Here is a 25,183-nt window from a genome sequence, read left to right on the forward strand (position 1 = left end):
CCTCCTTAGAATATTTTTCGGTCGGTGTATTTCTTGGCCAAATGGTTGGCGGACAATAGCAAAACAATACCGATCACTGACTTGAACAGGCCAACAGCCGTACCGAAGCTATACTGTCGCCCAACGAGTCCAATCCGATATACATAAGTATCCAGAATATCTCCCGACTCATAGACAACCGGATTATACAGATTATAAATTTGATCGAAGCCGGCACTCAAAATATTGGTCAGACTCATCACTCCCATGAGCAGGATAATAGGCAGCATACCTGGCAATGTAATATGCCATACTTTTCTCCACCAGCTGGCTCCATCCATTCCTGCCGCTTCATACAGACCCGGATCAATCGAAGTAATTGCAGCCAAATAGACGATGGAACTGTAACCGAACTCCTTCCACACGTCTGTCCCAATAATCAGCGGCTGGAACCAGGTGTTGCTGCCGAGAAAATTAATATTCTCCAGACCGAAAAAAGCCAAAATTTGATTCACAATTCCATCCAAACTGAACATGTTAACAACCACGGATGCTAGAACTACCCAGGATAGAAAGTGTGGCAGATAAACAATTGTCTGTACGGATTTTTTAACGAATTTGATGCGGATCTCATTTAACAAAATGGAAAAAATGATAGCCATCATTGTTCCCAATAGAATCTTGGCAATGGCAATCACCAACGTATTACTAAAAACCTGTGCGATGTCCGGCAGCTTAAACATATAAATAAAATGCTTCAGCCCTACAAATTTTGAGCCAAACATCCCCTTGGCTGGTATATAATCCTGAAACGCCGTAATGACACCGAACATCGGAACATAGCTGAATACCAGTAAAAATAAAATTCCCGGAAGCATCATCATATGATACATGGCACCCGTGCCCAACCGAACTTTTGCTCTATCATTTCCCTGTTTCATGGATGGACCCCTTTCCTGAAGAAAGGCTGCTTATCGCGGCCCTTCTAGCAGTTCATGATTGTTTATTTTTCGGATGCAGCCTCGTCTTCAATTTCCTGAATTACCTGGTCCCCACCTTGTTTCTTCCAATTGCTAACGAAAGTATCGAAGTAATCCAGAGATTCTGCACCAGTCACGATTTTGATGAAAGATTCCTGCTCCATCTTGGTCAGATTAGCCCATGTCTGTTTCATGCTTGGTGTAGTGCCAGAGAAAGCGGGTGTCATCCAGACGAATTTGTTTTCCCGTGTCAGTTTGTCGATGAGTCCCACTCCGTTGATACGCGAGTGATATTTCGCCCAGGCTGTTAGGTTATCCGTATCCATATCGCTCAAGTAGGTTTGGATACTTTCAATATTGTTCTTTGATTCGGTTGTCCGGACCTGATCCAGACTAATCTCCCCTTTAATCCCGCGAACAACGTCAGAGTAATCATCCAGCAGCGAGGTAGCCGAGTTGACTTCAATATTAAAAGGTCTGGTAGAACCGTCTACGCCGTTCTCTTGATACTTGGCGGCTTCTGGCATAGATGTTTCCACATTTTTATCATTTGCCAGTTTATCGTAGAAAAGGTTTACTATTTTAACGGCAAGTTCCGGGTGTTCATATCCTTTTCTCACAACGATAAACTGATTGGCTGGATTGGCGTGTGCCACGTTTACCTTTCCGTCTGCATCCTCCAAAGTGTAAGCCGTGAATTTCGCATTCTTATCCATCTGCTTCACGCTGCTCAGACCCCAGTCGGGAATATGCCATGGTCCAAAAGCAATACCGCTTTGGCCGTTGGTGTACAGTGCCGTAATATCATCAAATGTGCGTGTTCCAAATTGCGGGTCGATGATGCCTCTCTTGAACCAATCTGCCATGACGCCTAACATCTGCTTGGTTTCCTTTGTTGTCGAGCCATAAACAATGCTGCCATCCTTTCCCTTCATCCAGTATTGAGGGAATGCACCCTTGGTGGAGGCAACTCCCAGCATGGTATAGGCGGAACCATTATAGTCACTTGTATTAAGGGTGTTCACAAAGGGAATACCTACCGGTTTCCCGGATTGGCCAGGATCTCTTTTCAGGAATTCCTTGGCCGTTTTCTCCACATCATCCAGCTTGATGGCCCCGTCTCCGTCTGCGTCAAGTTGGATACCCAGTAAATCCAGCCAATCCTGACGAACCCAGACCATGGTTGGCGCGGAATCTAGGGAAGTAGCCGGAAGTCCCATTAAACGTCCATCTATCGTCGCATTATCTAATGCACGGCCCTCATAAGATTCGTAAATGTTCTTGATGTTATCTGTGGCATACTGCTTGTAAATTTCCGACATATCTTCAATCAGATCATTATCAACCAGTTCTTTGAGTTCATCCTTGGAATCGACACGCATCATGTCAGGCAGTTCCCCAGAGGCGATGGCGAGAGAAACCTGACGGCTGTAATCTTCTCCGTTGGCTTCAAATTGGTCTTTAATCTGAGCGTTAAATGTTTCTTTGACCAGCCGAGTATACGCGTTGTTCTCATACGTATCTCCAGCCGGCAGTTTCGGGTTGGCTGTAGTCACACGACCCATCGTTACGGTTATTTCGTCTTTATAGGCACTGAATGGGTCTCCCGGTGTTACCTCATACTTGCCCGCTTCCTCCGCAGTGGGAGGGTTGGAGGAACCCCCACAGGCTGCAAGGGTTGAAATCATCAGAGCAGACATCGACAGCACGGCCAGACGTCTCGTCAACATTTTGCTTTTTATGAACCGTTTAGTTCTCATCACATTCGATTCCCCTTCGTTCTGAATATTTCCCTATCATTGTTGTTTGCGCTTTCATTATAAGACTCGGAGAAGACAAATCGAGATAGGGATTGAACGTCTGTTTGGATAGAGAAATGTATGCGGTTTCATCTGGGATCATAAAGCCTGAGTTGGCCTGTAAGCATTTATCCTACCTACCGACATACATTTGTCTATCCTTACTTACTAATCAAAGTGAAGAACAAAAAAACCGGCAGCTCCTGAAACAGGAATCGTCGGCTTGATTAATGGAATTTTAAGATGGTCTTCAGCGATGATTATGGGCTGCGGTCACCTCCACAGTCACTTGATCGCCCCCTTGTTCCTTCCATTCCTCGACAAATTGATCAAATGAATCGATCGGTTCAGCGCCTAAAATAATTTTCAAAAATGTATCATGTTCCAGTTTTGATAGTTCACCCCAAGCCTTCTCCATCGTTGGAGTTCGTATATATGTAAGGCTTTGAACTTTATGGATGTTTGGATCGAAAAAATTTCTTCCGCCTACAAGAAGCGAATAACCCCGCATAAAGCTGTCGCTGTGTTCATTCCAATAGGAAATACCATATTGATCATAAGGCTTCAATTTGGTTTGTTTTATTGTCGAAACTAAGTTTTCCAGCAATTTGTATTCAGACTTGTCCTTGAAATCGGCGGGTGTTTTGGTTCCCATCAGAATATCCTGCGCTGCCTTCGATTCATATCGTGCTTCATCTGCCGGAGCAAAGAAATTGCGGCCCAGCATAAAACGCGTACCGTACTTGAACTCATCACGAAGGTACAGATTGTTAATTTTAATGATCGCTTCGGGATGAGCATATCCTTTTCGTACCACCAAGAATGAACTTGACGGATTATCCACCTTCACATGGTATGCTCCGTTTGCATCCAGCGGGAGTGCGTATGCTTGCCAGTTCGCCTCCGGCTCGTTCTGCCAAGCGCTCGGAAGGGGCCAGTACCCAGCATAAAAACCTTGAAAGAACATCCCCGCCTGACCGTTAATAACTGTTTCTTCCGCTTCTTTGCGGATACCCAGTTCTGGATCGAGAAGGCCTTTGGCGTACATTTCACGCAGTTTGACCAAGGCCTCCTTCGTTTCCGGTAGAACCGAACCGTATACAGGTTTTCCATCTTTGCTCAGCCAATATCCCGGGAAAGATCCATATGCTGCGAAGATTGGGGTTAGATCAAAAGAAAAAGCACTGTTGTTGAAATCGTTATACAGTCCAGTGCTTGAAGCAAGGCCAATCGTATCCCGCTTACTGTTTCCATCTGGGTCATTCTCTACAAAGGCCTTGGCGATAGCTTCCAGATCATCTACCGTTTTCGGCGGCTTCAGTCCAAGACGGTCCAGCCAATCCTGTCGAATCCAGAGCATGCTGAAGTCTTCCGCTGTCACAGAAGGAACAGCCATCATCTTGCCATCGAAGGTCACTTGTTCCATAGCCAATCCGTTTGTGCTATCAATAATTTTTTTTATTTCCGGTGATGCGCTACTATTGTATGCCTCGGTTAGGTCTTCAATTTCTCCAGCCTTGATCATCTCGTTCAGCTGCAGCTGATTTACAATCATGGCATCCGGCAGATCATTGCTGGCGATAGCCAGATCGATTTTCTGACTCAGATTTTCCTTCGACACCTGCCATAATACCTGGACATCAATGTTAAGGTTTTGTTTAATCATCGTTTTCCATATATTCTTCTCAAGTGTTTCTCCTACAGAGAGATCCGCGCCTGTTGGATCTACCACATATCCCAGTCGGATGGAAACGGGATATTCATATTTCCCCAATGGATCGGCAACGGCAGTGTCCGAGATTGTTTTCGTTGGTCCCATTGGCGATTCCCGGAAGTATGGGTTGCTGAAATATACTGTCACTGTAATTAAGCTGACGACAAGAACACATGCAGCCATCTTCTTAATCATCGCTTTCCCTTCTTTCGCCCGGATTATTGGTCATCTGGGAGAGTACGCTATTTATCCCCTCTGCCGAGCTGTCGATATTCGCTTGGCAGCAGACCTGTCAATTCGCGAAAAATTCGGCTGAAATATTTTTCATCCGTATAACCCACTCGCTCCGCAATCCAGAAAATCGTGTTGGTTGTATTCAATAAATACTCTTTAGACTTCTCTATTCGTATAAATCGGGAGTACTCATTAAAGGTTTTCCCCATCAAATCCTTGAAGCATTGACTGAAATAGCTTCGGCTGATGTTCAGTTGTTGGGACAGACCTGAAGCTGTAAAAGCTTGGTCCAAATTATTTTGCATGATCATAATCGCTTTTTTCACGGCGTCTACAATTTCTTGTGAATACGAAGTCTGTTCATCTGCCTTACGAATGCCCACAGAGGTCTGCTTGATCCAATCTTCTACCTCGTACCAGGATTGAAAAGAATGGATCATTGAGATTCTACCCAACGTAGTCTGAGCAAAAAGGTGATTCCATTCCATAACTATAGAGTATAGCAATCCCATCAGCTGGCCTTTATGCAGTCTTAGTGATTTGAACTGTTCAATCAGTTGGTTGTAATAACTGTCATTGTGGGTCCATGGTGATAGGAACCAACTTTGCCTAATACGATCCATGTCTTCATCCTGCGGTTCTATTGGAAATGAGTCCTCCACATTCATCGAAACGGAAATGACAGGATCATAAGGATTGTATGCATAGAATAAGGACGTTTCTGTATAATTCATAATCCAGTTTTGGATTTGCGACCATGTTCGCTCTTGTACATCGGACATAACCAGCAAGGCGACTTGGGGAACTTGATCCAGGGATTCCTTCAGTTTATGGAACAGCTGATCCTCTACGTCCATGGGTGCCGTCCACATCCAGCTGTTCCGTTCAACCTCCCATCGGATCTCGTCTACATTGGATGTCAGTTCAATCGGCCAGCTCTGTCCTGACTTGCGATCCAGTGAAACAAGTGCATACACATGGCGATAATGGACATTGGTCTCACTTAGCAGAGGCAGCTTTCGTCTTGTATTCGCCAGCTCGTCAATCCGGGTATGTATTCGATGCAGCACGTGTTCGAATTGCTCCTTCTCGAGCTGAACTTTGGCTATATAGTCGATGGCTCCAAGTCTGAGCGCTTCCTGGATATAATCGAAATCTTGATGCAGTGTTAATACAACAATATGTAGTTCTGGATAGAGCTGCCTTGCAGCTCGCATCAGTTCAATACCTGACATCACCGGCATCGCGAGATCTGTCAGCATCAGATCGACCGGTTGGGCTTTCAGAAAATCCAGTGCTTTCAACCCGTTACTTGCTTCTCCTATAACCTCCATATTGAACTCGTTCCACGGCATCGCGGAGCTTATTCCTTTTCGTACTAATTTATCGTCATCCACTATCAATACCTTAATCATCCTCAGACATCTTCTCCTTTGATAGGAAGTATGAGCAGTATACTTGTCCCTGTACCCAATTCACTTTCGATCACCAGTTGTGCTTGATCTCCATACTGTGCCCTCAACATGCGGTGGACATAATTGAGTCCGATGCCCATCCCTACTTTTTTATGTTCAGCTATACGATTATTCAGAAGTCTTTGAATCGCTTCCTCGGTCATGCCTGCTCCATTATCCTGTATTAAAATATTCAGCGTTTTGGCAAGTGTAACTTCAATTTGAATAAAACCTTCGTCACTCAGTCCATGATAAAGTGAATTTTCAACCAACGGTTGCAGAATAAAACGAGGCACAGGTATTTGAAGAACTTGATCATCCGCTGAAATACGCACGTCAAATTCAAAGTCATATCGAATTTGCTGCAGGATTAGGTACTGTCTTAGCGCATCAATTTCCTCTTCCATCGTGGATACTTGCCCTAATTTACCCAAATTGTAATACAACAGCTTGTTTAAGGATTGCACCAACTTGTCAATCTCTCCTTGTCCGTTCATGACGGCCAGCCAGTGCACAGTATCCAGCGTATTCATTAGAAAGTGAGGATTGATCTGATATAACAATTTTTCCACTTCCAAATCTGCACGAATCTTCTCTTTCTGCTGCACTTCCTTGAACAGGTCGCCGATTTGATGCTGCATATTTGAGAATTCTCCCAACAGAAAATCAAACTCGGGAATTTGAGTGCGGGTCTGGCTTCCTGCCTTTTGTGGATTCTGAGACAATCCGTTAATTTCCGAATGGAACAGACCTAGTGGTTTGTAAACCATCTTCCACAGAAGCCAAGCCAGAAATACGGTAAAGCCGAGAAAAAATAAAGCGACCAGTAATATTTGAAGCAACCATTGGTTTTTCTCCTGTTGATACTTAGCCTGCGAAATTACCGATATGACGCTCCAATTCTGACTGGAGTCCTCCTTAAACCAATGGTAATCACGGGATATTCCATCTTTTGCAGTACCTTTCGATATGCTGGAGAAATTCTCTCCGACCTTCATCGCTTCTGGAATTTCACTGTAAACAATGTTGCCCTCACCATTCAGGATTAAATGCGATAAAGCTCCTTTGTATTGATTGTAACCCAGTATATCCTGTGTAAGACGAAAGCCGGATTCGACGTAAATATTTACATCGTCCCTTTGAGGCAGCTGTACCTTTCGCATAGCAGATAAAACAAGCTGATCATCAAATCGGTTCATACTCATATGGGGACCATAGTACGCAATGCCATATGATTTGGAAAGCACAGGCAAAGACTCGGGAGAAAAACGATCTTTGATGGGAAAGTTAGCGAACTGTGTAGTGCCTTCTTTCTGGAAATAGTATAAGGTCAGACCTATATTCGGATTAGTAAACGTTACGACATTTAACTCATTCTTTAATTCATCTCTAGCCTCAATCAATTCAAATATATTGGAGGAAGGCTTCAAGACTTCATCCAGTTTTTTCCCTAATGTACCACTATATGATAATTGCTGAGTAACATGATTCAGGTTGGTAATTGAATTTTCCAGTGATGAAGTTACCTGCTGTAGATTGCTCCGAATTCCATCATTGATTTTATTCGCAAAAATGGAATCAATGGTATAGTAAGAAATTGCAAATATACTGATAAAGGGAATAAACGCGCTGAGAAAAAACAATAAAAAGATTCTTTTTTTAAGTGTCATTCCGACCCATTCTCCTTAGGTAAATGAAAGAGCAAGCCCCTGGTTATGAAGCTTGCTGTTTATGAACAACAGCTCTATCAATTATCGTATTCCTCATAGGCAGCGACCTATTTGAAAATTGGCGACATCTTAATCCGATTCAGATTGAAAAAATCAGGATACTTGCATCTCAGTGAGGTCCAATTCTGTTCATAATTATAGATTGATATTCAAATATGTCAAACGCTTTCATGGAATTTATAGAACTTATTCTCCCTTCCTCTTTGCATATATGACTTGCCGGTTTTAATTGCTTATTGTAGTTGAATTTTCTGCATGTAAAAAGGGCTCACTCCGTCTTCAACAAGTGGAATAAGCCTTCTAAGCTTTCAATAACATTTTCTACTCCTAATTCTTACAAATGGTGTTGTTGATCAGGATTGGATGCCAAAGCAACAAATAATTTTTCTTCTTCACTCAGCGCTTGTAGAAATTGTTCTCCGGCCAGATTGGGAGCAAACACCAGGTAACGCGGCCTGACGATTCATATTTTTCCTTCTTTCGGAGTTTAGCTATAAACCTCTTGTTCCAGCACCCGATTTACAGCCTTGATAAAGGCAAGATAACCACCATCGGTATCGTTCCGATGAGGAAGAGCCAAAAACATTGTCTCTTCAACCTGGTTATCGTCTAACTCATAGCTGTTTGTCAGGATTTCTCTGATCTCATCGACGGGTGTACCGAGAGCAAACTTCTGAGCTGCTTTATAGATATCATAGTTCTCATAGAGATCCTTCCGTGTCACCTTCTGCAAATCGATAAAATCATATATTTTTTTAACGGAATACAGCACCGCCAGCACAATTGAGATCAGACCCGCACTTGTTAAAATTTCATTCATTCCCCATACCTCTTTCCCTTTCACTCAGTTGACAGCTTAGCCGATGAAACAGACGAACAAGGTAGTGCCCATCTCACATGCCGAACCTCCTTATCCTCTTTACTTCAGAGTTCAGCGTAACATTTTCACCATTAGTTTAGGATTAGGGTTTTCATATAGGTATAAAGATCATCTTAAGATTTAGTGGCAGATGAAAAATAAAGAGACCATGCTCCATAAGAGCATGATCTCTAATTACATAATGGTATTGTTACCTAGCCATCATCTCCAACCTGAAGCATACGGTAACCAACTCCGATATGTGTTTGAATAAACTTAGTTTGTGATGATGTTTTTTCTATTTTTTTTCTCAGCGTTGCCATAAACACACGCAGGGCAGGAATGTCATAGCTGTGGTTGCCCCAGATTTCATGCAGGATAAAATTATGGGTCAGTACTTTGCCTACATGTTTTGCCAGCAGGCAAAGCAGTTTATATTCGCTTGGGGTCAGGTGAATTTCTTCTTCACCAATCCATACGCATCCTGCTGCATAATCAATTTTCAAATTTCCATTAATAAAGATGGAAGCATCCTTCAGGAGCTTATCACTGTCATTTCGAATTCTTCGTAAACTGACTCGAAGTCTGGCCAGCAGTTCTTCTACACTGAAGGGCTTTGTTAGATAATCGTCCGCTCCGGCATCCAGCGCATCTATTTTATCCCGATCTTCGCTGCGTGCGCTGACCACAATAATAGGCATATTCGACCATGCACGAAACTTTTTTATGATATCTACACCATCCATATCCGGCAACCCCAAATCCAGAATCATTAGATCCGGCTGCTTGGATACTGCTTCTAAAATCGATGCTTCCCCTGTTTCAGCCGTATGATATTTATACCCCTGTGTCTCCAGCGTTGTCGTAATCAGCTTGCGGATGGGTTTATCGTCCTCCACAACAAGAATAAAAGGTTTATTCATGAACATTCACTTCCTCAGCTTGCAGGGTAAAATAAAAAACCGTCCCTTTAGGGATATTGTCCTTAACACCAATAGTACCTCCATGAGCATTCACAATTGATTTGCACAGAGAAAGCCCCAATCCTAATCCACGACGTCCGTCCCCATGAATGTTGTCTGCCGTATAAAACATCTCAAACAGTCTAACCTTGACTTCTTCTGAAGAAATACCGGGGCCATCATCTGAGATTTCTACAATGACTATATGTCTCTCGCGTCTTGCTGAAATTGTGATGTGAGAGCCATCTTGGGTATACTTGATTGCATTATCAATCATATTGATCAATACCTGAACAATAAGTCGGGAGTCCATTCGAGCCATCATCAATTCATCATCCAGTTCCGTCTGAATGACATGCTTCACACTGTTGCGATTCACATGAAGCAGAGCCTCCGAAATGACTTCCTCCATTAATTCTGCCTGAAAATTCAGATTTAGAGTACCACCTTCGATTCGACTAATAGACAGCAAATTTTCTACCAAATTGATTAACCACATGGAATCGTCATATATATCCGTATATAGACCTTTTTTCTGTTCCTCGTTTAGTACCTCTGGGTTTCCAAGAAGAATCCCCGCATTGCCTGAGATGCTGGTAAGTGGAGTGCGTAAATCATGAGAAATGGACCGAAGCAGACTGGCACGGAGTTGCTCCTGCTGGATTTGCATGGAAATCTCTTGTTGTCTTTCGTTCAGTTTTTCTTTCTCTAGCGCCAGCGCGCATTCTCCCAGCATGGCAAGCATTAGGCTATTTTCAAAAACTTCTAAAGGTTCTTCCTCATCCATTACAATAGCTGCCACCGCAAGAACCTGTTCTCCTCCACGCACCGCATGATATAGACACTTAGCGCCAAAAAAAGTATCCGTCGTTGCTCCTGCACGCTTGTTGTTTTTATATACCCACTCTGCAACTGCACGTTCGTTGCCTCCTGTGTAGACCCCTGGATCAACTGCAGATTCTTTCTTTGGAAAAAACTGCGGCGCCAACAGTACCCCTTGGTCAACTGAATAGAAAATGACCATTCTGTCCAACAACTTTACCATTTGATGTGCCATTTCATTAATAATAGCCGGAGAGTCTTTGGCCTGTTGCAATTTCCGGCTTGTTTCCAGAAGCACCTCGGTACGGTAAGCTTTTTGCGCGGATTGCCGAGCCTGCTCTCTTACTCGCATAGTCAGTGTACTCGTCATGAAAGAAGCAGCCAGCATGACCAGAAAGGTGACCGGATAGCCTGAATCATAAGCCTGTAAAGAATAATAAGGCTCGGTAAAAAAATAATTAAACACAAGTACACTCATAACCGAAGAAATGGCGCTATACATTCTGCCCTTGGTCACAATTGCATTTAACAAAACTCCCAGAATGTACACGGTGATAATGTTAGCTTCTCGGAATTCCAAATACTTAAACCACAAGCCAATAATTGTGCACACAGCCAAGATAGCAATGGTCTTGATAGTATCTGCCAACGACAGCAATGGGTATTTTTCGTAAAAAGGCAATCTTTTATAGAAGGAAGACTGAGTATAGGGGATAATATAGATTTCAATATTAGGAAGTAAGGCCGTTAGTTTATCACTTACATTGGATTTTGCAAGCCCTCTCCTCTTGTAAGGGGAGCGTCCTAGGACAATTTTCGATACACAGCTTGTTTTGACATATTCGGCAATCTGTCCTGGAATATCGTCTCCATACATCGTTGCGATTTGTGCACCCATTTGCTCAGCCAGCCTAAGGTTCTCCCTTAACTCCGCTTTATTTTTTGATGTCAATTCTCTCGCTTCTGGTGTTTCCACAAACAACGCGGTGAAATGACCATGAAAAGCTGCCGCCATTCTTGCTGCTGTTCGGATCACTTTCTTATTGGAAGCAGCCGAAGACAGACAGACCAGAATATGTTCTTTCGTATCAAATTCATTTCTTTTCGCCTGCTCACTGATTTGCTCCGCGATTCGGTTTAACTGACTTGCTGTATTACGCAAAGCAATTTCACGTAGAGTCGTCAGCTTCTCTTTGGTAAATAAATGAGCCTGTGTATTCTCCTCCTCAGGGTAAATCTTTCCCCTATTCAAACGTCCTATTAAATCATCCGGTTCAATATCGACTAATTCCACCTGATCAGCACTGTCAAATACACTGTCCGGTATGCGTTCGTCAACGGAAATGCCAGTAATGGAGTAGACAATATCCGTTAGACTTTCAATCTGTTGAACATTCATCGTCGTATATACATGAATTCCTGCGCGAAGAAGTTCCTCCACATCCTGATATCTTTTTTTATGTCGGCATCCTGCCGCGTTGGTATGGGCCAAATCGTCCAATAAAATAAGGTCAGGACTTCTCTGGAGCGCTTGGTCCAGATCAAATTCCTTAGTTGAGGATTCTTTATTTGAAATTTTGATGTAAGGAAGAAGTTCAAGTCCTTCCAACAACGCCGCAGTGTATGGCCGGGCATAATTTTTAATATATCCAACTACGATATCTATACCCTCTTTTTGCTCTTCGTGAGCGTCGCTAAGCATTGCACAGGTCTTCCCAACACCTGGTGCATATCCAACAAAAATTTTCAGTCTTCCTCTACTTTTTCTTACCGGCAAGTCAGTAATTCGATCAAGTATGGACCCGGCATCGTTCTGTTTTGCTGCCATCCTGTGCCCACCCTCTACTATATTCTCTCTCAATCCATAGTATATCATGAGCAAAATCAGTACCGTATTACGAATTTGCCTACAGCATTAAGATTGTATTAAGATCCGCTCTTATGTAATAACATCCTTAAAGAAGCCTCAAAATCCTGATTCTGTCCTAGCTTTCTCAGTGGAAGGATAGCAGCACAAAATAATATAAAAAGCTTTCACAAGCTGGTTCAGCCTTTTCTCATATTCACGGCATAGAAGATTGAAAAACAAGGATTCAATGCTTTGGCTTCATCTGTCATAGCACGTTTTGACATCTTCTCCTTCCATTTCAAATTTCATTGTTAGAATTTCCTATATGCTTGGTAATTGTAGAGCTGGCAGCAGACGCAGGCATTTCAGAAATGCAAATCGACACAAATGCTAGAACTAATAAAAACAAACTACATTTCTTCCACATCAATTCTTCCTCCTTAAGTCAGAGAAACCAATGAAAGTACCCTGCCAAGTAGACATAGTTTCTTCTTCATGTCTGACTGACAGGGTACAGTTCATTCTTTATAGATTTTGATTATTCTTATATTTTTCGGCTGATACACCTTATTATGGTATGCTCATGTTGTGCCACAAAGCTATTGTCGGGTACACATAAAGGCCATCCATCCGTTTGCTCAACGACATACCCTGCACCTGTAAATAAAAAGGGCTCGATTGTAATTACCAAGCCCTCTCCCTCTTCCAATACCGTGGCTACACAGATTCTTATTTACTAGGAAGAAGAAAAAGAACTTACAAAAAGGTTTATAAATGTGTCAGAAGGATCTAGCTAGAGATGTTGGAACCAGAGGTTACATTAGTCAAATTGAGAAAGGAAATGCGATGCCCTCTTTTGAGAGCATTAGCAAGCTTACAGAGCGATTAAATTGCTTTATTAGACTGTGTCCCCAAGTTTCACCGCATTTATTTTTTCGAATAACCCCCTCTTCAGTTTTCCTTTTCACCCACATATCGATCAAGGCCTTGTCAGGTTTTCCAAAGTATGAACTGTACACTTTCCGGAAATATAATAAAATCTCTCATCTTTAGTTCGGGCAGTCGTTCCAAAATATAAAAAGCTGCTAAATAAGCGACTAATTAAATGGTCAATGTCCTTTTTTTCTTCGATAACTAGACGCAAAGCCAACGACATGAGCTTTTTATTGCGCATTGAATTATTCCAAGCTCTCTTTGCCCTGTAAGTTCATTCAAGAGTACTGGTTATTTTGTTGGATCATCTATGCTCCTTTGCCTTGAGATTAGTGAGTGATACTGACGGTTTCGATCAGTTTTATTCATATAACAATATCGAAGCTGTGTAGTATGGTTGAGGTTGTGAATATACTTGGCTGAATTATAATTAAGAGAAGTATGGATAAATGTATCTATTTAAGTGTATACACCCCGATATTTTTCTCATTTTATATGGACTAATATGTGAACCTACCGTAGCGGAATGAATCAATATGTGATTTTGTAGAAGAATATTGAGTTGTGTTACCGCTTTGCATTTACATATTTTACAGTAACACAAAATTAAAATTTGCCCCTTTTCACATGATCTTAGTAGTCAGGTCAACTCCAGTTTCACTGTGGTAATCTCTAAGACAAAGTTTGAGGGCCAACTTTGTGTCCATTCCCCTTTAAGGGGTAAATGTATGTCTGGTAAAAAATGTACTGGTTGTTCATAACCCTCTCAAGGATAGAGACTATCAGATGCTTATGGAATGAAAAAAATGATTTAGATGTTCGGCAAACAATTTAGGATTTTCCATAGCGGCAAAATGACCGCCTTTATTCGCTTTCTCCCAGTACGTAATATTATAGGCGCGTTCTACCCAGCTTCGGGGAGGCGTGGGCAGCTCCTTGGGAAATAAGGAAACCCCTGTTGGAACAGTAACACGCTGATCTTCGGTGAAATGCAGTGGCATTTTGGTACCTTCAGTATATATTCGCATGGAAGAAGCAATCGAATTGGTAAACCAGTAAATCGATATGTTAGTGAGGATATGATCAAGTGAGAAAGACCTTTCGATATCCCCGTCACAGTCACTCCAACCTTGAAATTTTTCTACCATCCAGCTGGCAAGACCGGTTGGGGAATCACTTAGTGCAAAAGCCAGTGTTTCCGGCTTCGTTCTATGAAGGGCGCTATAAGCACCTTCTCGGTCCAACCACTCAGCTACGATGTCTAAGTAAGCTTGCTCTTCTTCGCTAACAGATGGTGTATTCGGAGTGAGGGGTGGCTTGTAGCTTCCTGGAATATAATTGAGATGAAGTCCCATCACCCGTTCAGGGTACATGAATGCTAACCATGTTGAGACCCCTGCTCCAATATCCCCTCCCTGAACCAAATACCTTTCATAATCCAAACGATCCATAAGTTTTGCCCAAAGCGTAGCTACGTATTTGGACCCCACTCCCGGTCGTGTGGGTTTACTTGAAAATGCAAAGCCTGGCAATGAGGGAATAATCACGTCAAAAGCCTCTTCAGCATGTCCACCATATAGTGATGGGGTTGTTAGATAAGGGATTGGTTCTAACATCTCTACAAATGATCCTGGCCATCCATGAGTCAACAACAGTGGTCGTGCGGATGTGCCTTCACCCCGAACGTGTACAAAGTGTATATCGAAGCCATCCACATGTTCCATAAACTGCGGGAAACGGTTTAACCATGCTTCCTGTTCACGCCAGTTGTATTCCGTGCTCCAATAATCAACTAATCTCTTCAAAAAGGAACGGTCTGTCCCCAGAGCCCATGGTTCTACAGAGAAATTCGAAGGACATCGAACCTGTTTTAGTCTCATAGACAGATCATGCAGTTGTTGCTCTGGAATTGAAATTTTGAACGGTTCCATTCATTGTTTCCTCCCTTGTAGATTATTTTACGATCAGAAGGATTCTATTGTATGATGGATCTGTTCATTAATAAAATTGAAATATTCAAAATCATTATCATTTTTATCGATAGAAATTAGACCTAAGGAGAACATCGATGGAAATTAGACACCTTATTACATTTCAGACGATTATCAAAATCGGAAGTTATACAGGGGCTGCATCGCAATTGGGATACACTAATAGAGGAAAACTTAAAATCGTAAGTCATTCCGAAAAGTTCGATCCGATATACTCCCATATGCTGATTAAAAAGAAAAAGTGGTTATCTCCAACAGTAAAAGCTTTCTCTGAATTTGTGATAAAGTCGATCCGTGAAACGGATAACGAACTCGAAAGTTCAAGATGACTACCATTTGTTGGATAATTGGTAATCGGGCCATGTTCTTGTCCCTCGACATTCCTTCCATGTCTCGTCAGCATATTGATCAAACAATTCGCCGGCTTCCACAAATTTGTCAGAGATTCAATCAGTTCTCGAACCAAATTAAATTCGCCGCGATATGAAATAATATCAGCAAGTCAGCGCTTGATACAAGAGACAAACGCAGTTTTGTCTTAAATGCATTGTTTGTGGATGGAGAAACCTACTGATTTTTCAACTCGATTCCCAGCTTTTCTTTTGTCCATTTGGTATGATTTCTCCTGGTTTGAACTTAACATCTGGACCCCATGGTCACAAATACGTAATTGTTACCGGTTGATCGTATTTACCGTTCTTATCTCCAGCCTGGCACATGTAGTTTTTGTGTCACCCGGCTTGTGACCGCTCGCTATTGCTGCTGCACCCGTTCAACACGGCCGACATGTCAACACACCTACCATCAGCAGACTGCCGATCCGTCTTCTTTTTACTTTCGTTCAACTTTGTCACCCCAGTCTAGGTAATGTAGATTACAGCATTTATAATAATGAATGAATCAGGTAACTGCCCATACTAACTTTACAACATTTATTGCACTAATTTAGGATACTGGATTGGATATCAGTGTTGCATTAATGCAATCTCCCCTGGACAGGCAAAAGCATCCCTGCAGGGCTGCCTCTTCTGCTGCAATCATTCATACTAATTACTCGTATATTTTATCCAGTCATGTTCAGCATACAACGTATGGACATAGTGTGTTTAACTAATGCCAACTTAAAGTTTCACCCGTCGATTGAGCTTGCTTGGAATAACAGGTCGGATATCTCGATTTTGCAAAAGGTCCAGCATGCCATTGGTATCGTAATTTACGTTCCTTTCGATTCGCTTTTTTTAGAAAATAGAATGATATTGTTATTTTTGATAGAACATGCTATGATTGCGCCAAATAAAACCATTATTTGCAATCAATTTACATATTAATATTTAATAACCCAATGTTTATGATTACTATACTTTCTCCAACACATAACTGGAGTTGTCAATAAATGAACAGAGACCAGTATATGGTGACTCTCCTCTCGTAGTTCACTTTTAAATTCAATAAATGTAAGCGATTTCATGTCTATTTCTCGTGCCCTCTTCACAGCAGTTCTCCTTACGGGTAGAGGTCTGAGTATATTCTTGAGTTTGATAAATTTACGAATAGCTCGGCTTTGGACCATATAAAAAAACGGAGGTTATTGTTATGATTAGAAAATGTCTAGCTTTATTTCTCTCCTTCACTTTATTGCTTGGTGTCTCTCTCGTGCTAAGTGTAGATGCTGCCAATCGACCACTGGCTAAACTCCCTGGAAATTCCAACCCTCTAGTGGATCATAAATTGGGAGCTGATCCCTATTCATTGGTATATGGTGGAAGGGTGTATGTCTACATGTCAAGTGATACGTATGTTTATAACAATGATGGATCGATTAAAGACAATGACTTCAGTGCACTGGATCGCATCCAGGTCATTTCCTCCGCGGACATGGTGAATTGGACGGATCACGGAACGATACCGGTCGCAGGTGCCAACAACAAGAACAACGGTAGAGGCATTGCCAAATGGGCCTCTAACTCCTGGGCTCCAGCAATTGCGCATAAAAAATTGAATGGCAAAGATAAATTCTTTCTTTATTTTGCCAATGGTGGGGCAGGAATTGGAGTCCTGACAGCAGACACGCCGATCGGACCTTGGACAGACCCCCTCGGTAAAGCGCTTGTGACACATAGTACGCCTGGAATGGCTGGCGTGACATGGCTTTTTGATCCGGCTGTGTTGGTGGATGATGATGGCACAGGATACCTGTATAGCGGTGGGGGAATTCCTAACGAATCCGATCCCGCTTCCATTGCTAATCCTAAAACAGCTAGAGTGATCAAGTTGGGGGCCGATATGATAAGTGTTGTTGGAAGCACAACCACCATTGATGCACCTTACTTATTTGAAGATTCCGGTATTCATAAGTACAATGGCAAATACTATTATTCCTACTGCATTAACATTGCCGGGACACACCCGCCACAGTACCCTGCAGGTGAAATCGGCTATATGGTCGGCGATAACCCGATGGGCCCCTTCACTTATAAAGGCCATTTCCTGAAAAACCCCTATACATTCTTCGGCGTTGGCGGCAACAACCACCATGCTGTATTTAACTTTAAAAATGAGTGGTACGTCGTGTATCATGCCCAAACGGTCAGCAAGGCACAAATTGGAAATGGAAAAGGCTATCGCTCTCCTCACATTAATAAGCTGGTGTACAATACCGATGGAAGCATCCAGGAGGTACAAGGGAATATGACTGGAATAGCTCAGCTATCCAATCTAAATCCATATACCAGAGTTGAAGCGGAAACCATCGCGTGGCAGGCGGGTATTACGACCGAGCCCACTCAAGCCACTGGCGGTCCGGTCAGTAATCTGAATGTGACCAATATTCACAATGGGGACTGGGTCGCTGTCGGGAAGGCTGATTTTGGCTCTACCGGAGCAAAGACGTTCAAAGCCAATGTTGCCACAAGTGTCGGTGGTAGTATTGAAGTACGTCTTGACAGTGAGACAGGCCCTTTAGTCGGCACCTTAAAAGTACCTTCAACTGGAGGTATGCAGACCTGGAGAGAAGTAGAGACCACGATCAATAATGCAACTGGGGTTCGCAACATTTATCTGGTGTTTACTGGGACAGGAAACGGCAATCTATTTAATTTGGATGCCTGGCAGTTTACCCCCAACACGGGGAGCAATACGGGGACAAAGGTTGAAGCTGAGAACATGAACATTGGCGGCACTTATGCGGGCAAGATCAGTACACCTTTTGACGGGGCTGCTCTGTATGCCACTGCTGACTATGCATCATACTCACAGTATTTTGCCAACCCTACGCATAATATCTCAGTACGGGGGGCTTCAAGCAATGCTAGTACGGCCAAAGTGGACTTGGTTATTGGAGGAGTAACTGTGGGTTCCTTTTATTTCACGGGCAAAACGCCGACTGTCCAAACTTTATCCAACATTACTCACGCTACCGGAGATCAGGACGTCAAACTCACCTTGACGAGCGATGACGGAACCTGGGATGCCTACGTGGATTTCATTGAATTTTCATTATGATCGCTCGTATTTATCTTAGACAAATGTTTACTATATTGAGAATGTATGGGTGTTTCATCCTCAGTGACTTACAAGTGTAACCCATGGAAAACGCCCTCTGGTGCTCGGGATTTGCTAGGGAAGCTCCCTAGTGTAATCTCGGGCACCATTTTACCTTAAATGGGTCCCTTTATATCCGTATTACAAAAATTGACATTTCGTATGAAAATAAGTAGTATAATTAGAAACATTTATTAATTTCTCGTTCCTCTCTATTCAAATTCCTGATCCTATCTAATTTAAGGAGTGAAAATGCTATGTGCGCACGAATGCTAAAAGCGAATGCAAGGAATGTAATCGGTAATTATTGCAAATGGATCGCGACTGGTATGATTTTAACTCTCACGGGATGCTCCCTTGCATCCGCCACCCCTTCGCCCTCTTCCTCAAGTAAAACCAGTAGTGAACCCGTCTCCTCCCTAGTTACATTTCAATTGCAAGAGGCTACGATTGCTCAGATGCAGGACGCGATGAAGTCAGGAGCACTGTCGAGTGTCGAACTCACCGCCCTGTACCTTAACCGCGTATATGCCTATGATTCTAGTGGCATTCGGCTGAATTCCATCCCTGTTCTGAACCCCGACGTACTAAAAGAAGCCGCTCAGGCTGATCAACTAAGGGCACAGGGTATTAAGACCGGTCCTCTACAAGGCATCCCCTACACGGTTAAAGACAGCTACAAGGTTAAGGGACTCACTGTTGCTTCTGGATCTCCGGCTTTCAAAAATCTGATGGCAAAAGACGATGCCTTTACAGTAGAGAAGATACGCAAATCCGGTGGGGTGCTCATTGGTAAAACCAACATGCCACCAATGGCAGCAGGGGGAATGCAAAGAGGCGTTTATGGCCGTGCTGAAAGTCCGTACAATCCAAATTATTTGGCTGCAGCTTGGTACTCTGGCTCCTCTAACGGATCTGGCGTATCAACAGCCGCCAACCTTGCTGCCTTCGGTATGGGGGAAGAAACGGTATCCTCTGGAAGATCACCAGCATCTAACAATGGTTTAATTGCCTACACGCCATCGCGGGGCCTAATCTCCATTCGGGGGAATTGGCCCCTCTTCCCTATACGGGATGTCGTTGTCCCACATACGAGGACTGTCGAGGACATGCTCCGCTTGCTTGACGTGATCGTTGTAGAAGATAAGATCACCAAGGGGGATTTCTGGCGAGAACAGAAAGCCGTTCGACTCCCTTCTGTCAACAGTGTCCGTCCCAAATCCTATTTAGAGCTGCGAGACATTCAAGCTTTAAAAGGCAAGCGCATTGGCGTTCCGAAAATCTATATTGGTAAGGACCATGAAACCACAACTCCGATCAAATTCAGACCTTCGATACAGGCATTATGGGAAAAAGCTGTAAAAGATTTAACTGCTCTTGGAGCTGAGGTTGTGGAAGTTGACTTCCCCTTGCAGGCGAACAGCGAGAAAGACCGGGCAACAGCAAAAACACCTGAGGAACGTGGTTTGATGCCGGCAAAGTGGGTTGAAAAGGAATTCGGATTGCTTAATCCTTATGCTGCTGAGGAATTCCTTAAAAGTGTGGGCGATCCGAATTTTCCGTCATGGGCTAATATCGACCCTGCAACCGTCTTCCCAAATCCGCCCGGTTCGGTAGATGCCAAACGTGGCAGAGACCTTGGCCACTATGACGTATTTATTGAAACCATAAAGAAAGGCGTCACCCCTTACGAACAAATTCCCCAGTTTCATGAAGGACTACGGGGGCTTGAAAATGTGCGAAAGATTGATTTTGAAAATTGGATGAAGCAAAACAACCTTGATTTTATTGCATTCCCGGCAAATTCGAATATCGGCAAAGCTGACTCCGATGTGAATGAAACATCCTATGAGGAGGCTTGGGAGAATGGCAACTATTTCTCCAATACGAATTTCATTCTACGCGAGTACGGTATCCCAAGTGTGTCTGTGAGTATGGGCGCTATGAAGGATACCGGAATGCCCGTTAATCTGACGATGGCAGGTGCCGCATACAGCGATAATGACCTGCTTCGTTACGCTTATTCCTATGAGCAGGCTACCAAAAACCGTCCTATTGCAGCACGCACGCCAGCGCTTGAGGATGAAACCTTTTCCTATAACCCGCAAACTGCTCTCCCACCCTCTAAACGCAAGGAAACAGGAACCCCTGAACTTAAATTGAATGCTTCAATCACGGATGATGTTCTCGCTTTGGAAGGTTCAGTCACAGATCAAAGCGATATCGCGCAGCTTAAAGTTTATGTCAATGGCATTCGTGTCGTTATTACAGAAGATAAAACCAATTGGTCAGCAACGCTTCCAACTACTAAATACAAACAGGGTGGTTCCTCCCAAGCCGATACGCTGCATATTCTCGTACTTGCCAAGGATATTTACGGAAATACCTCTGCTCAAGTCAAGTCTGTCACTTTACCCCAATGATAAAGGACATCATAGAACTGACTATAATTGTGGGTTCCATGACCGTAAGGTTATCATTAGAAAAGCTATCGCTGCAGCTGGCCTGAGCGACGGGATAGAGTGTAATATCCTATTCCTATTGCTGTTGCAATCCCGCTTCCATTTAATTGCTATTTGAAGGGAGCGGGCTGTAGCCCAGCTATCACCAAATAACTTATGGTCGAGAGTACAGAATTCTTAGGAGACCTAAGAATTTTTAGTGCCTTCATGCATTTTTTATAAGAGTTTCTCCATAAACCCTAAATTTGATAGAGACAAGGTATTAGTCAATCCTCAAGAAAGGCAATACGTATCAATTCTTTTACTCTGCTCAACTTCTTCGAATCAAAATTCTGCAACATACTTAAGATTTCATTTTTTTGTTGTAAATCTATAGGTGAGCTAATCTTGTTAGTAGATAACTTGTAATCTTCGTGTTCATCCTCTGCTTCAACAGGAACCATTTCTGATCCAACCCATGAAGTTTCCAATACTTCTCTCATTAATTCTGAAAGAAAGCGTATCTGATCGAGGTTATAACGACTTAGAAAAATCCTAAAATTATCATCCATATGTTCATGAAGTTGCTGGTGCAATTTGAAAGCTTGCTCACCAGATGGAGTTAAACGAAATAATACTTCTTTTTTATTGGAAGATAATGATTCAGCATGTATAACTCCTAGTTTCACCAGCCGCTGAGTTATTTTGGATACGCTACCTCTAGGAATACCAAAATGCCTAGAAATTGTAATGCCATTGACTGGCTCTAATTCTCCTATAGCATCCAAGACATGGAGCATCTGAACAGATGCTTCCTTTAAAAATTCGATAACGACCGATTCAGTAGCATTTTTAATCATCCATCTTCTTTCTTCATCTTCGCCTTCTGACTGAAATCGCTTCTGTACAGCAGCAATGTGACCTATTATATCTGTTATTAAAAGCGTTTGTTCAACATTATCATTCATTTTTACAATCTCACTCTCTTACTTTTAAGATTTTATATTAGAGAATAAAGAAATATTCTCAGATTTTATATTTCTAGTATACCAAGTGATTATAAAAAATAAAATACAAGGAAACATTATTGACAACAGAGAAACAAAAATATATTATTGTATCCATAAAAACAATTTTGTTTCCAAGAAAACAAAGTACAAGAAAGGAATTTTATATGAATATTCTTATTATATTTGATCATCCTTATGGAAGTGGTGCTTCAGAAAATATTCTTCACAATAGAAGTTATTCAGCCGCCTTGTTGGCAGCTACCATAAGAGGTTTGCGTTCAAGTGGTCACCGAATCGATTTGATTGATTTGCATAAAGACGGCTTCAATCCTGTTATGTCTGCTTCTGACCTCGCGTCTTGGCGAACAAAGGAAGTAATTGATCCTCTAATTGCAGATTATCAACAGCGACTACTCGAAGCAGATCACCTTATTTTTATCTTTCCTATCTGGTGGGAAGGAATGCCAGCAATGATGAAAGGTTTCTTGGATAAGGTATTCGCAAAAGGAATCGTGTACAGCGAGCCTAAACCAGGGCGTTTATTTAAGTGTCTGCTTCCTCGTTTGAAGGGTGCTTCTTTACTAACTGTTATGGCAACTCCAACATATATTTATCGATGGCTATTTGGAAATCCAATCACCAAAATGATGTTTCGTGGAACTTTTCGAAAAATGGGTATAAACTCACTTAAATGGTATAATTACTCAGGTATGGAGAAGCGAACTCTTGAACAGCGCCAATTGTATCTAATGGAAACGGAAAAACTTTTCGCAAAACGTTGGAATACTACTTATTGACTATTGCACAATAAATAGGGTGAATCGCTACATTTATCACTAATATTTTTGGTAAGTTTCATCTTCCGAAACGGCTTGCAAGCTTTCAGGAGTTCCCACGACTCGGCCTAAAGAGAACTTTCTAAGCATGTTTGGCATGTGTTAATCCTCCTGCCAGTCTTGGATTTTGGGTTGTCAAAAGAGCATTTGGGACATTGCCTGCCGCATGGCCTATATCCCTCAAAGGGAAAAAAATGCTTTCCATTAAAAGAATCGGCGCCTGCCGATTCTCTCCTTATTAAATCAAATAGTCCGACTGAGTTTATTAATGATGACGTGGCATTTGTCTCCCTCTGCATATACGCATAAATTAGATCATCATAAATAATCACACAGCAAGCCTGGATTTGATAATCCTAAATACTAGCATTCGCGATTGCATTTTTTGTAGTAATTGCTACACTATATATATTGATAATGAGAATCATTATTAAAGGTGCGGGTAACAGGTGACCAGCCTCAATGAAATAAGGCATTACCACCTCTTTGGTTGTGATTGCAAGCACTTCGTGCCTTCCATTAGTCGTCAGCACCTCAACGCTGTATTCTTCCCCGTCGTCTATATACTCCTCAATCACCAGCGTACCATCCAATATATATTCATCCTGCTGAATGCTATGACGCAACGCGTCTTCAATCTGTTCGAAAGAGCGGATTATTGAAATATTAAGGCTTCCCTGTCCGGAGACTGGTTTCAAAATTACAGGTGTCTGCCATTCCTCCAGACAGCTCACAATATCTTCCCTTGAGTTGTAGTGCGGTAGCGGTTGAAAGGAAGATTCATAAATAAAGAACAATAGATTAATCTCATTTTTAAAACCAAGAAACATTCCATAACAAATACGGCGACTTCTCTCCAGTGGATTCCAGAGAAAAGTCGCTATTTGGTTTTAAGTTTCGATAAAGGGTCTGGTTTAGCTACCCCAAAAAGGCTTTGCAATCTGCTGACCTTGATCAATCTTCGTCCTTACTCGTCTTCACAGGTTGTTTTAGCAAGCTTCCAGTCACTCACAAGTTGCTAAAAGTTAGAACACAACTTTATTGTCTGTTCGGTCCACCCTAATTTTTCAAATTTATGAGAATATACGCAACTCTAAAAATGCGTATTTATACAATCAATAAGAAGTTGTACTACTTCTTCATTGTCAATTGTTAGTGAATAATAATGTTTTAGACTAAACAATAAAGAACTAGACTGAGATAACAAAGTTATAGACTGGCGACGCGTGGCCCGCATGCACAGCTGCATTTGCGCTCCCGAATCTTCCGGAATGAAGTCAGCTTTGCGATCAGCGCGCTAGCGACAGCGGCCGGTGTAATTAGAAAATATAGTCTTAGACTGGTAAATAAAGTATTAAAGATATAAACTACGAATATGCTTTTTCTTGAGCCCTCTCATATGATGAGAGTAATTCAGTATTCGAGGAGATGATCTTCTGAATAAGAACATAGGGATTAAGGATATTTTGGTAAGGTTCGACGAGATTTCGAAGCATTATGTTCGGGAGCTGGACAAGTATAGTCTGGCGGAACTGTGTCGCAAGCCAAGCGAGAACGAATGGTCGCTTGGTCAAATGTACCTGCATCTGCCCCATTCCACGCTGAACTTGCAGCTCCGTCTTGCGGAGGAGTGCATGGCGCTCGGTGGCGGCAACGAGGAGGGCGGCGGGAAGACGGAGGCCGGCCATGCCGTGTTTGAGCAAGGGAGCTTCCCATCGGTTCGCATTCAGGTACCGGCCGACTTGCAATATACGCCTCCACAGCCAGAAAGCAAGGAGCAGCTTGTCGCCAAGCTGGAGGAAGCAAGGCGCCGCATGCATGAGATTGGGGCGTCGCTGCAGAACATAGACCCAGAGCGGCTGCAGCGAAAGGCGACTCATCCGGCCGTAGCCTTCGGCGCGTTAAACGCGGTCGAATGGTTCACGATGGTGGAGATGCATTACCGTCATCATCTTCTTCAAAAGGAGCGGCTGGACGCTTTCTTACAAACTGCAGAGTTATTAGGCTAACAGGACACGATAGCTGAATGTTGACCACAACAGCGGCCAGT

The 25,183-nt window shown here is 42.6% G+C and carries 16 protein-coding genes; 5 read left to right on the forward strand and 11 right to left on the reverse strand.

Annotation, left to right across the window (positions count from 1 at the left end):
- Window positions 1-5: 5 nt before the first annotated feature.
- The 8 genes from NLX82_RS00145 to NLX82_RS00180 form a co-directional block, all read right to left on the reverse strand.
- Window positions 6-920, reverse strand: coding sequence for an ABC transporter permease (locus tag NLX82_RS00145; RefSeq protein ID WP_075154227.1), 915 nt, complete (start codon window positions 918-920; stop codon window positions 6-8).
- Between the two features lie 62 nt (window positions 921-982).
- Window positions 983-2,719, reverse strand: coding sequence for a type 2 periplasmic-binding domain-containing protein (locus NLX82_RS00150; RefSeq protein WP_254347633.1), 1,737 nt, complete (start codon window positions 2,717-2,719; stop codon window positions 983-985).
- A gap of 289 nt (window positions 2,720-3,008) precedes the next feature.
- Entirely contained in the window at window positions 3,009-4,667 is a 1,659-nt protein-coding gene (locus NLX82_RS00155) for an extracellular solute-binding protein (RefSeq protein WP_254347387.1), read from the reverse strand.
- 47 nt (window positions 4,668-4,714) lie between these two features.
- Window positions 4,715-6,121 (reverse strand): response regulator transcription factor, encoded by a 1,407-nt coding sequence (locus tag NLX82_RS00160; protein ID WP_028541594.1) that lies wholly within the window; start codon window positions 6,119-6,121, stop codon window positions 4,715-4,717.
- A 2-nt stretch (window positions 6,122-6,123) separates the two neighbouring features.
- The gene (locus NLX82_RS00165) at window positions 6,124-7,830 is read right to left on the reverse strand and encodes a sensor histidine kinase (protein WP_075154229.1); all 1,707 of its coding nucleotides are present in this window, start codon (window positions 7,828-7,830) and stop codon (window positions 6,124-6,126) included.
- Window positions 7,831-8,377: 547 nt separating this feature from the next.
- Window positions 8,378-8,710: a hypothetical protein gene (locus NLX82_RS00170; protein WP_023988804.1), complete on the reverse strand. Its 333-nt coding sequence runs from the start codon at window positions 8,708-8,710 to the stop codon at window positions 8,378-8,380.
- A gap of 254 nt (window positions 8,711-8,964) precedes the next feature.
- Window positions 8,965-9,672, reverse strand: a complete 708-nt coding sequence (locus NLX82_RS00175; RefSeq protein ID WP_028541596.1) for a response regulator — start codon at window positions 9,670-9,672, stop codon at window positions 8,965-8,967.
- Complete coding sequence (locus NLX82_RS00180) at window positions 9,665-12,361, reverse strand: sensor histidine kinase (RefSeq protein WP_254347388.1); 2,697 nt, start codon at window positions 12,359-12,361, stop codon at window positions 9,665-9,667. Before NLX82_RS00180 ends, NLX82_RS00175 begins: the two co-directional genes overlap by 8 nt.
- Window positions 12,362-13,156: 795 nt before the next feature.
- On the opposite strand from NLX82_RS00180, the gene NLX82_RS27685 reads away from it, so the two are divergent.
- A complete protein-coding gene (locus NLX82_RS27685) occupies window positions 13,157-13,435 on the forward strand; it encodes a helix-turn-helix domain-containing protein (RefSeq protein ID WP_367995866.1) in 279 nt (92 codons plus the stop codon).
- Window positions 13,436-14,097: 662 nt separating this feature from the next.
- On the opposite strand, the gene NLX82_RS00185 is transcribed toward NLX82_RS27685, so the two are convergent.
- Entirely contained in the window at window positions 14,098-15,246 is a 1,149-nt protein-coding gene (locus NLX82_RS00185; protein WP_254347389.1) for an epoxide hydrolase family protein, read from the reverse strand.
- Window positions 15,247-16,899: 1,653 nt separating this feature from the next.
- On the opposite strand from NLX82_RS00185, the gene NLX82_RS00190 reads away from it, so the two are divergent.
- Window positions 16,900-18,807, forward strand: a complete 1,908-nt coding sequence (locus NLX82_RS00190; RefSeq protein ID WP_254347390.1) for a carbohydrate-binding protein — start codon at window positions 16,900-16,902, stop codon at window positions 18,805-18,807.
- A 296-nt stretch (window positions 18,808-19,103) separates the two neighbouring features.
- Window positions 19,104-21,269 (forward strand): amidase, encoded by a 2,166-nt coding sequence (locus tag NLX82_RS00195; protein WP_069079937.1) that lies wholly within the window; start codon window positions 19,104-19,106, stop codon window positions 21,267-21,269.
- Window positions 21,270-21,574: 305 nt separating this feature from the next.
- Here NLX82_RS00195 and NLX82_RS00200 read toward each other — a convergent pair whose 3' ends face one another.
- Window positions 21,575-22,255: a winged helix DNA-binding protein gene (locus tag NLX82_RS00200; RefSeq protein ID WP_025723225.1), complete on the reverse strand. Its 681-nt coding sequence runs from the start codon at window positions 22,253-22,255 to the stop codon at window positions 21,575-21,577.
- Between the two features lie 119 nt (window positions 22,256-22,374).
- On the opposite strand from NLX82_RS00200, the gene NLX82_RS00205 reads away from it, so the two are divergent.
- Window positions 22,375-23,094: an NAD(P)H-dependent oxidoreductase gene (locus NLX82_RS00205; RefSeq protein ID WP_245248425.1), complete on the forward strand. Its 720-nt coding sequence runs from the start codon at window positions 22,375-22,377 to the stop codon at window positions 23,092-23,094.
- Between the two features lie 395 nt (window positions 23,095-23,489).
- Here the strand turns inward: NLX82_RS00205 and NLX82_RS00210 are convergent, their stop codons facing one another.
- Window positions 23,490-23,963 (reverse strand): ATP-grasp domain-containing protein, encoded by a 474-nt coding sequence (locus NLX82_RS00210; RefSeq protein ID WP_025723224.1) that lies wholly within the window; start codon window positions 23,961-23,963, stop codon window positions 23,490-23,492.
- 606 nt (window positions 23,964-24,569) lie between these two features.
- On the opposite strand from NLX82_RS00210, the gene NLX82_RS00215 reads away from it, so the two are divergent.
- Window positions 24,570-25,142, forward strand: coding sequence for a DinB family protein (locus tag NLX82_RS00215; protein WP_028541603.1), 573 nt, complete (start codon window positions 24,570-24,572; stop codon window positions 25,140-25,142).
- The last annotated feature ends 41 nt before the right edge of the window (window positions 25,143-25,183 follow it).

It is taken from the genome of Paenibacillus sp. A3M_27_13 (genome assembly GCF_024213315.1).
GTDB classification, from domain to species: Bacteria; Bacillota; Bacilli; order Paenibacillales; family Paenibacillaceae; genus Paenibacillus; species Paenibacillus polymyxa_B.

Bases quoted from the DNA above. Each gene is read 5' to 3' on its own strand.
- NLX82_RS27685 (WP_367995866.1), top strand. From the start codon at position 13,157: ATGTGTCAGAAGGATCTAGCTAGAGATGTTGGAACCAGAGGTTACATT.
- NLX82_RS00200 (WP_025723225.1), bottom strand. From the start codon at position 22,255: ATGAATGATAATGTTGAACAAACGCTTTTAATAACAGATATAATAGGT.
- NLX82_RS00175 (WP_028541596.1), bottom strand. From the start codon at position 9,672: ATGAATAAACCTTTTATTCTTGTTGTGGAGGACGATAAACCCATCCGC.
- NLX82_RS00210 (WP_025723224.1), bottom strand. From the start codon at position 23,963: ATGTTTCTTGGTTTTAAAAATGAGATTAATCTATTGTTCTTTATTTAT.
- NLX82_RS00195 (WP_069079937.1), top strand. From the start codon at position 19,104: ATGTGCGCACGAATGCTAAAAGCGAATGCAAGGAATGTAATCGGTAAT.
- NLX82_RS00165 (WP_075154229.1), bottom strand. From the start codon at position 7,830: ATGACACTTAAAAAAAGAATCTTTTTATTGTTTTTTCTCAGCGCGTTT.
- NLX82_RS00180 (WP_254347388.1), bottom strand. From the start codon at position 12,361: ATGGCAGCAAAACAGAACGATGCCGGGTCCATACTTGATCGAATTACT.
- NLX82_RS00190 (WP_254347390.1), top strand. From the start codon at position 16,900: ATGATTAGAAAATGTCTAGCTTTATTTCTCTCCTTCACTTTATTGCTT.
- NLX82_RS00145 (WP_075154227.1), bottom strand. From the start codon at position 920: ATGAAACAGGGAAATGATAGAGCAAAAGTTCGGTTGGGCACGGGTGCC.
- NLX82_RS00185 (WP_254347389.1), bottom strand. From the start codon at position 15,246: ATGGAACCGTTCAAAATTTCAATTCCAGAGCAACAACTGCATGATCTG.
- NLX82_RS00155 (WP_254347387.1), bottom strand. From the start codon at position 4,667: ATGATTAAGAAGATGGCTGCATGTGTTCTTGTCGTCAGCTTAATTACA.
- NLX82_RS00170 (WP_023988804.1), bottom strand. From the start codon at position 8,710: ATGAATGAAATTTTAACAAGTGCGGGTCTGATCTCAATTGTGCTGGCG.
- NLX82_RS00160 (WP_028541594.1), bottom strand. From the start codon at position 6,121: ATGATTAAGGTATTGATAGTGGATGACGATAAATTAGTACGAAAAGGA.
- NLX82_RS00150 (WP_254347633.1), bottom strand. From the start codon at position 2,719: ATGAGAACTAAACGGTTCATAAAAAGCAAAATGTTGACGAGACGTCTG.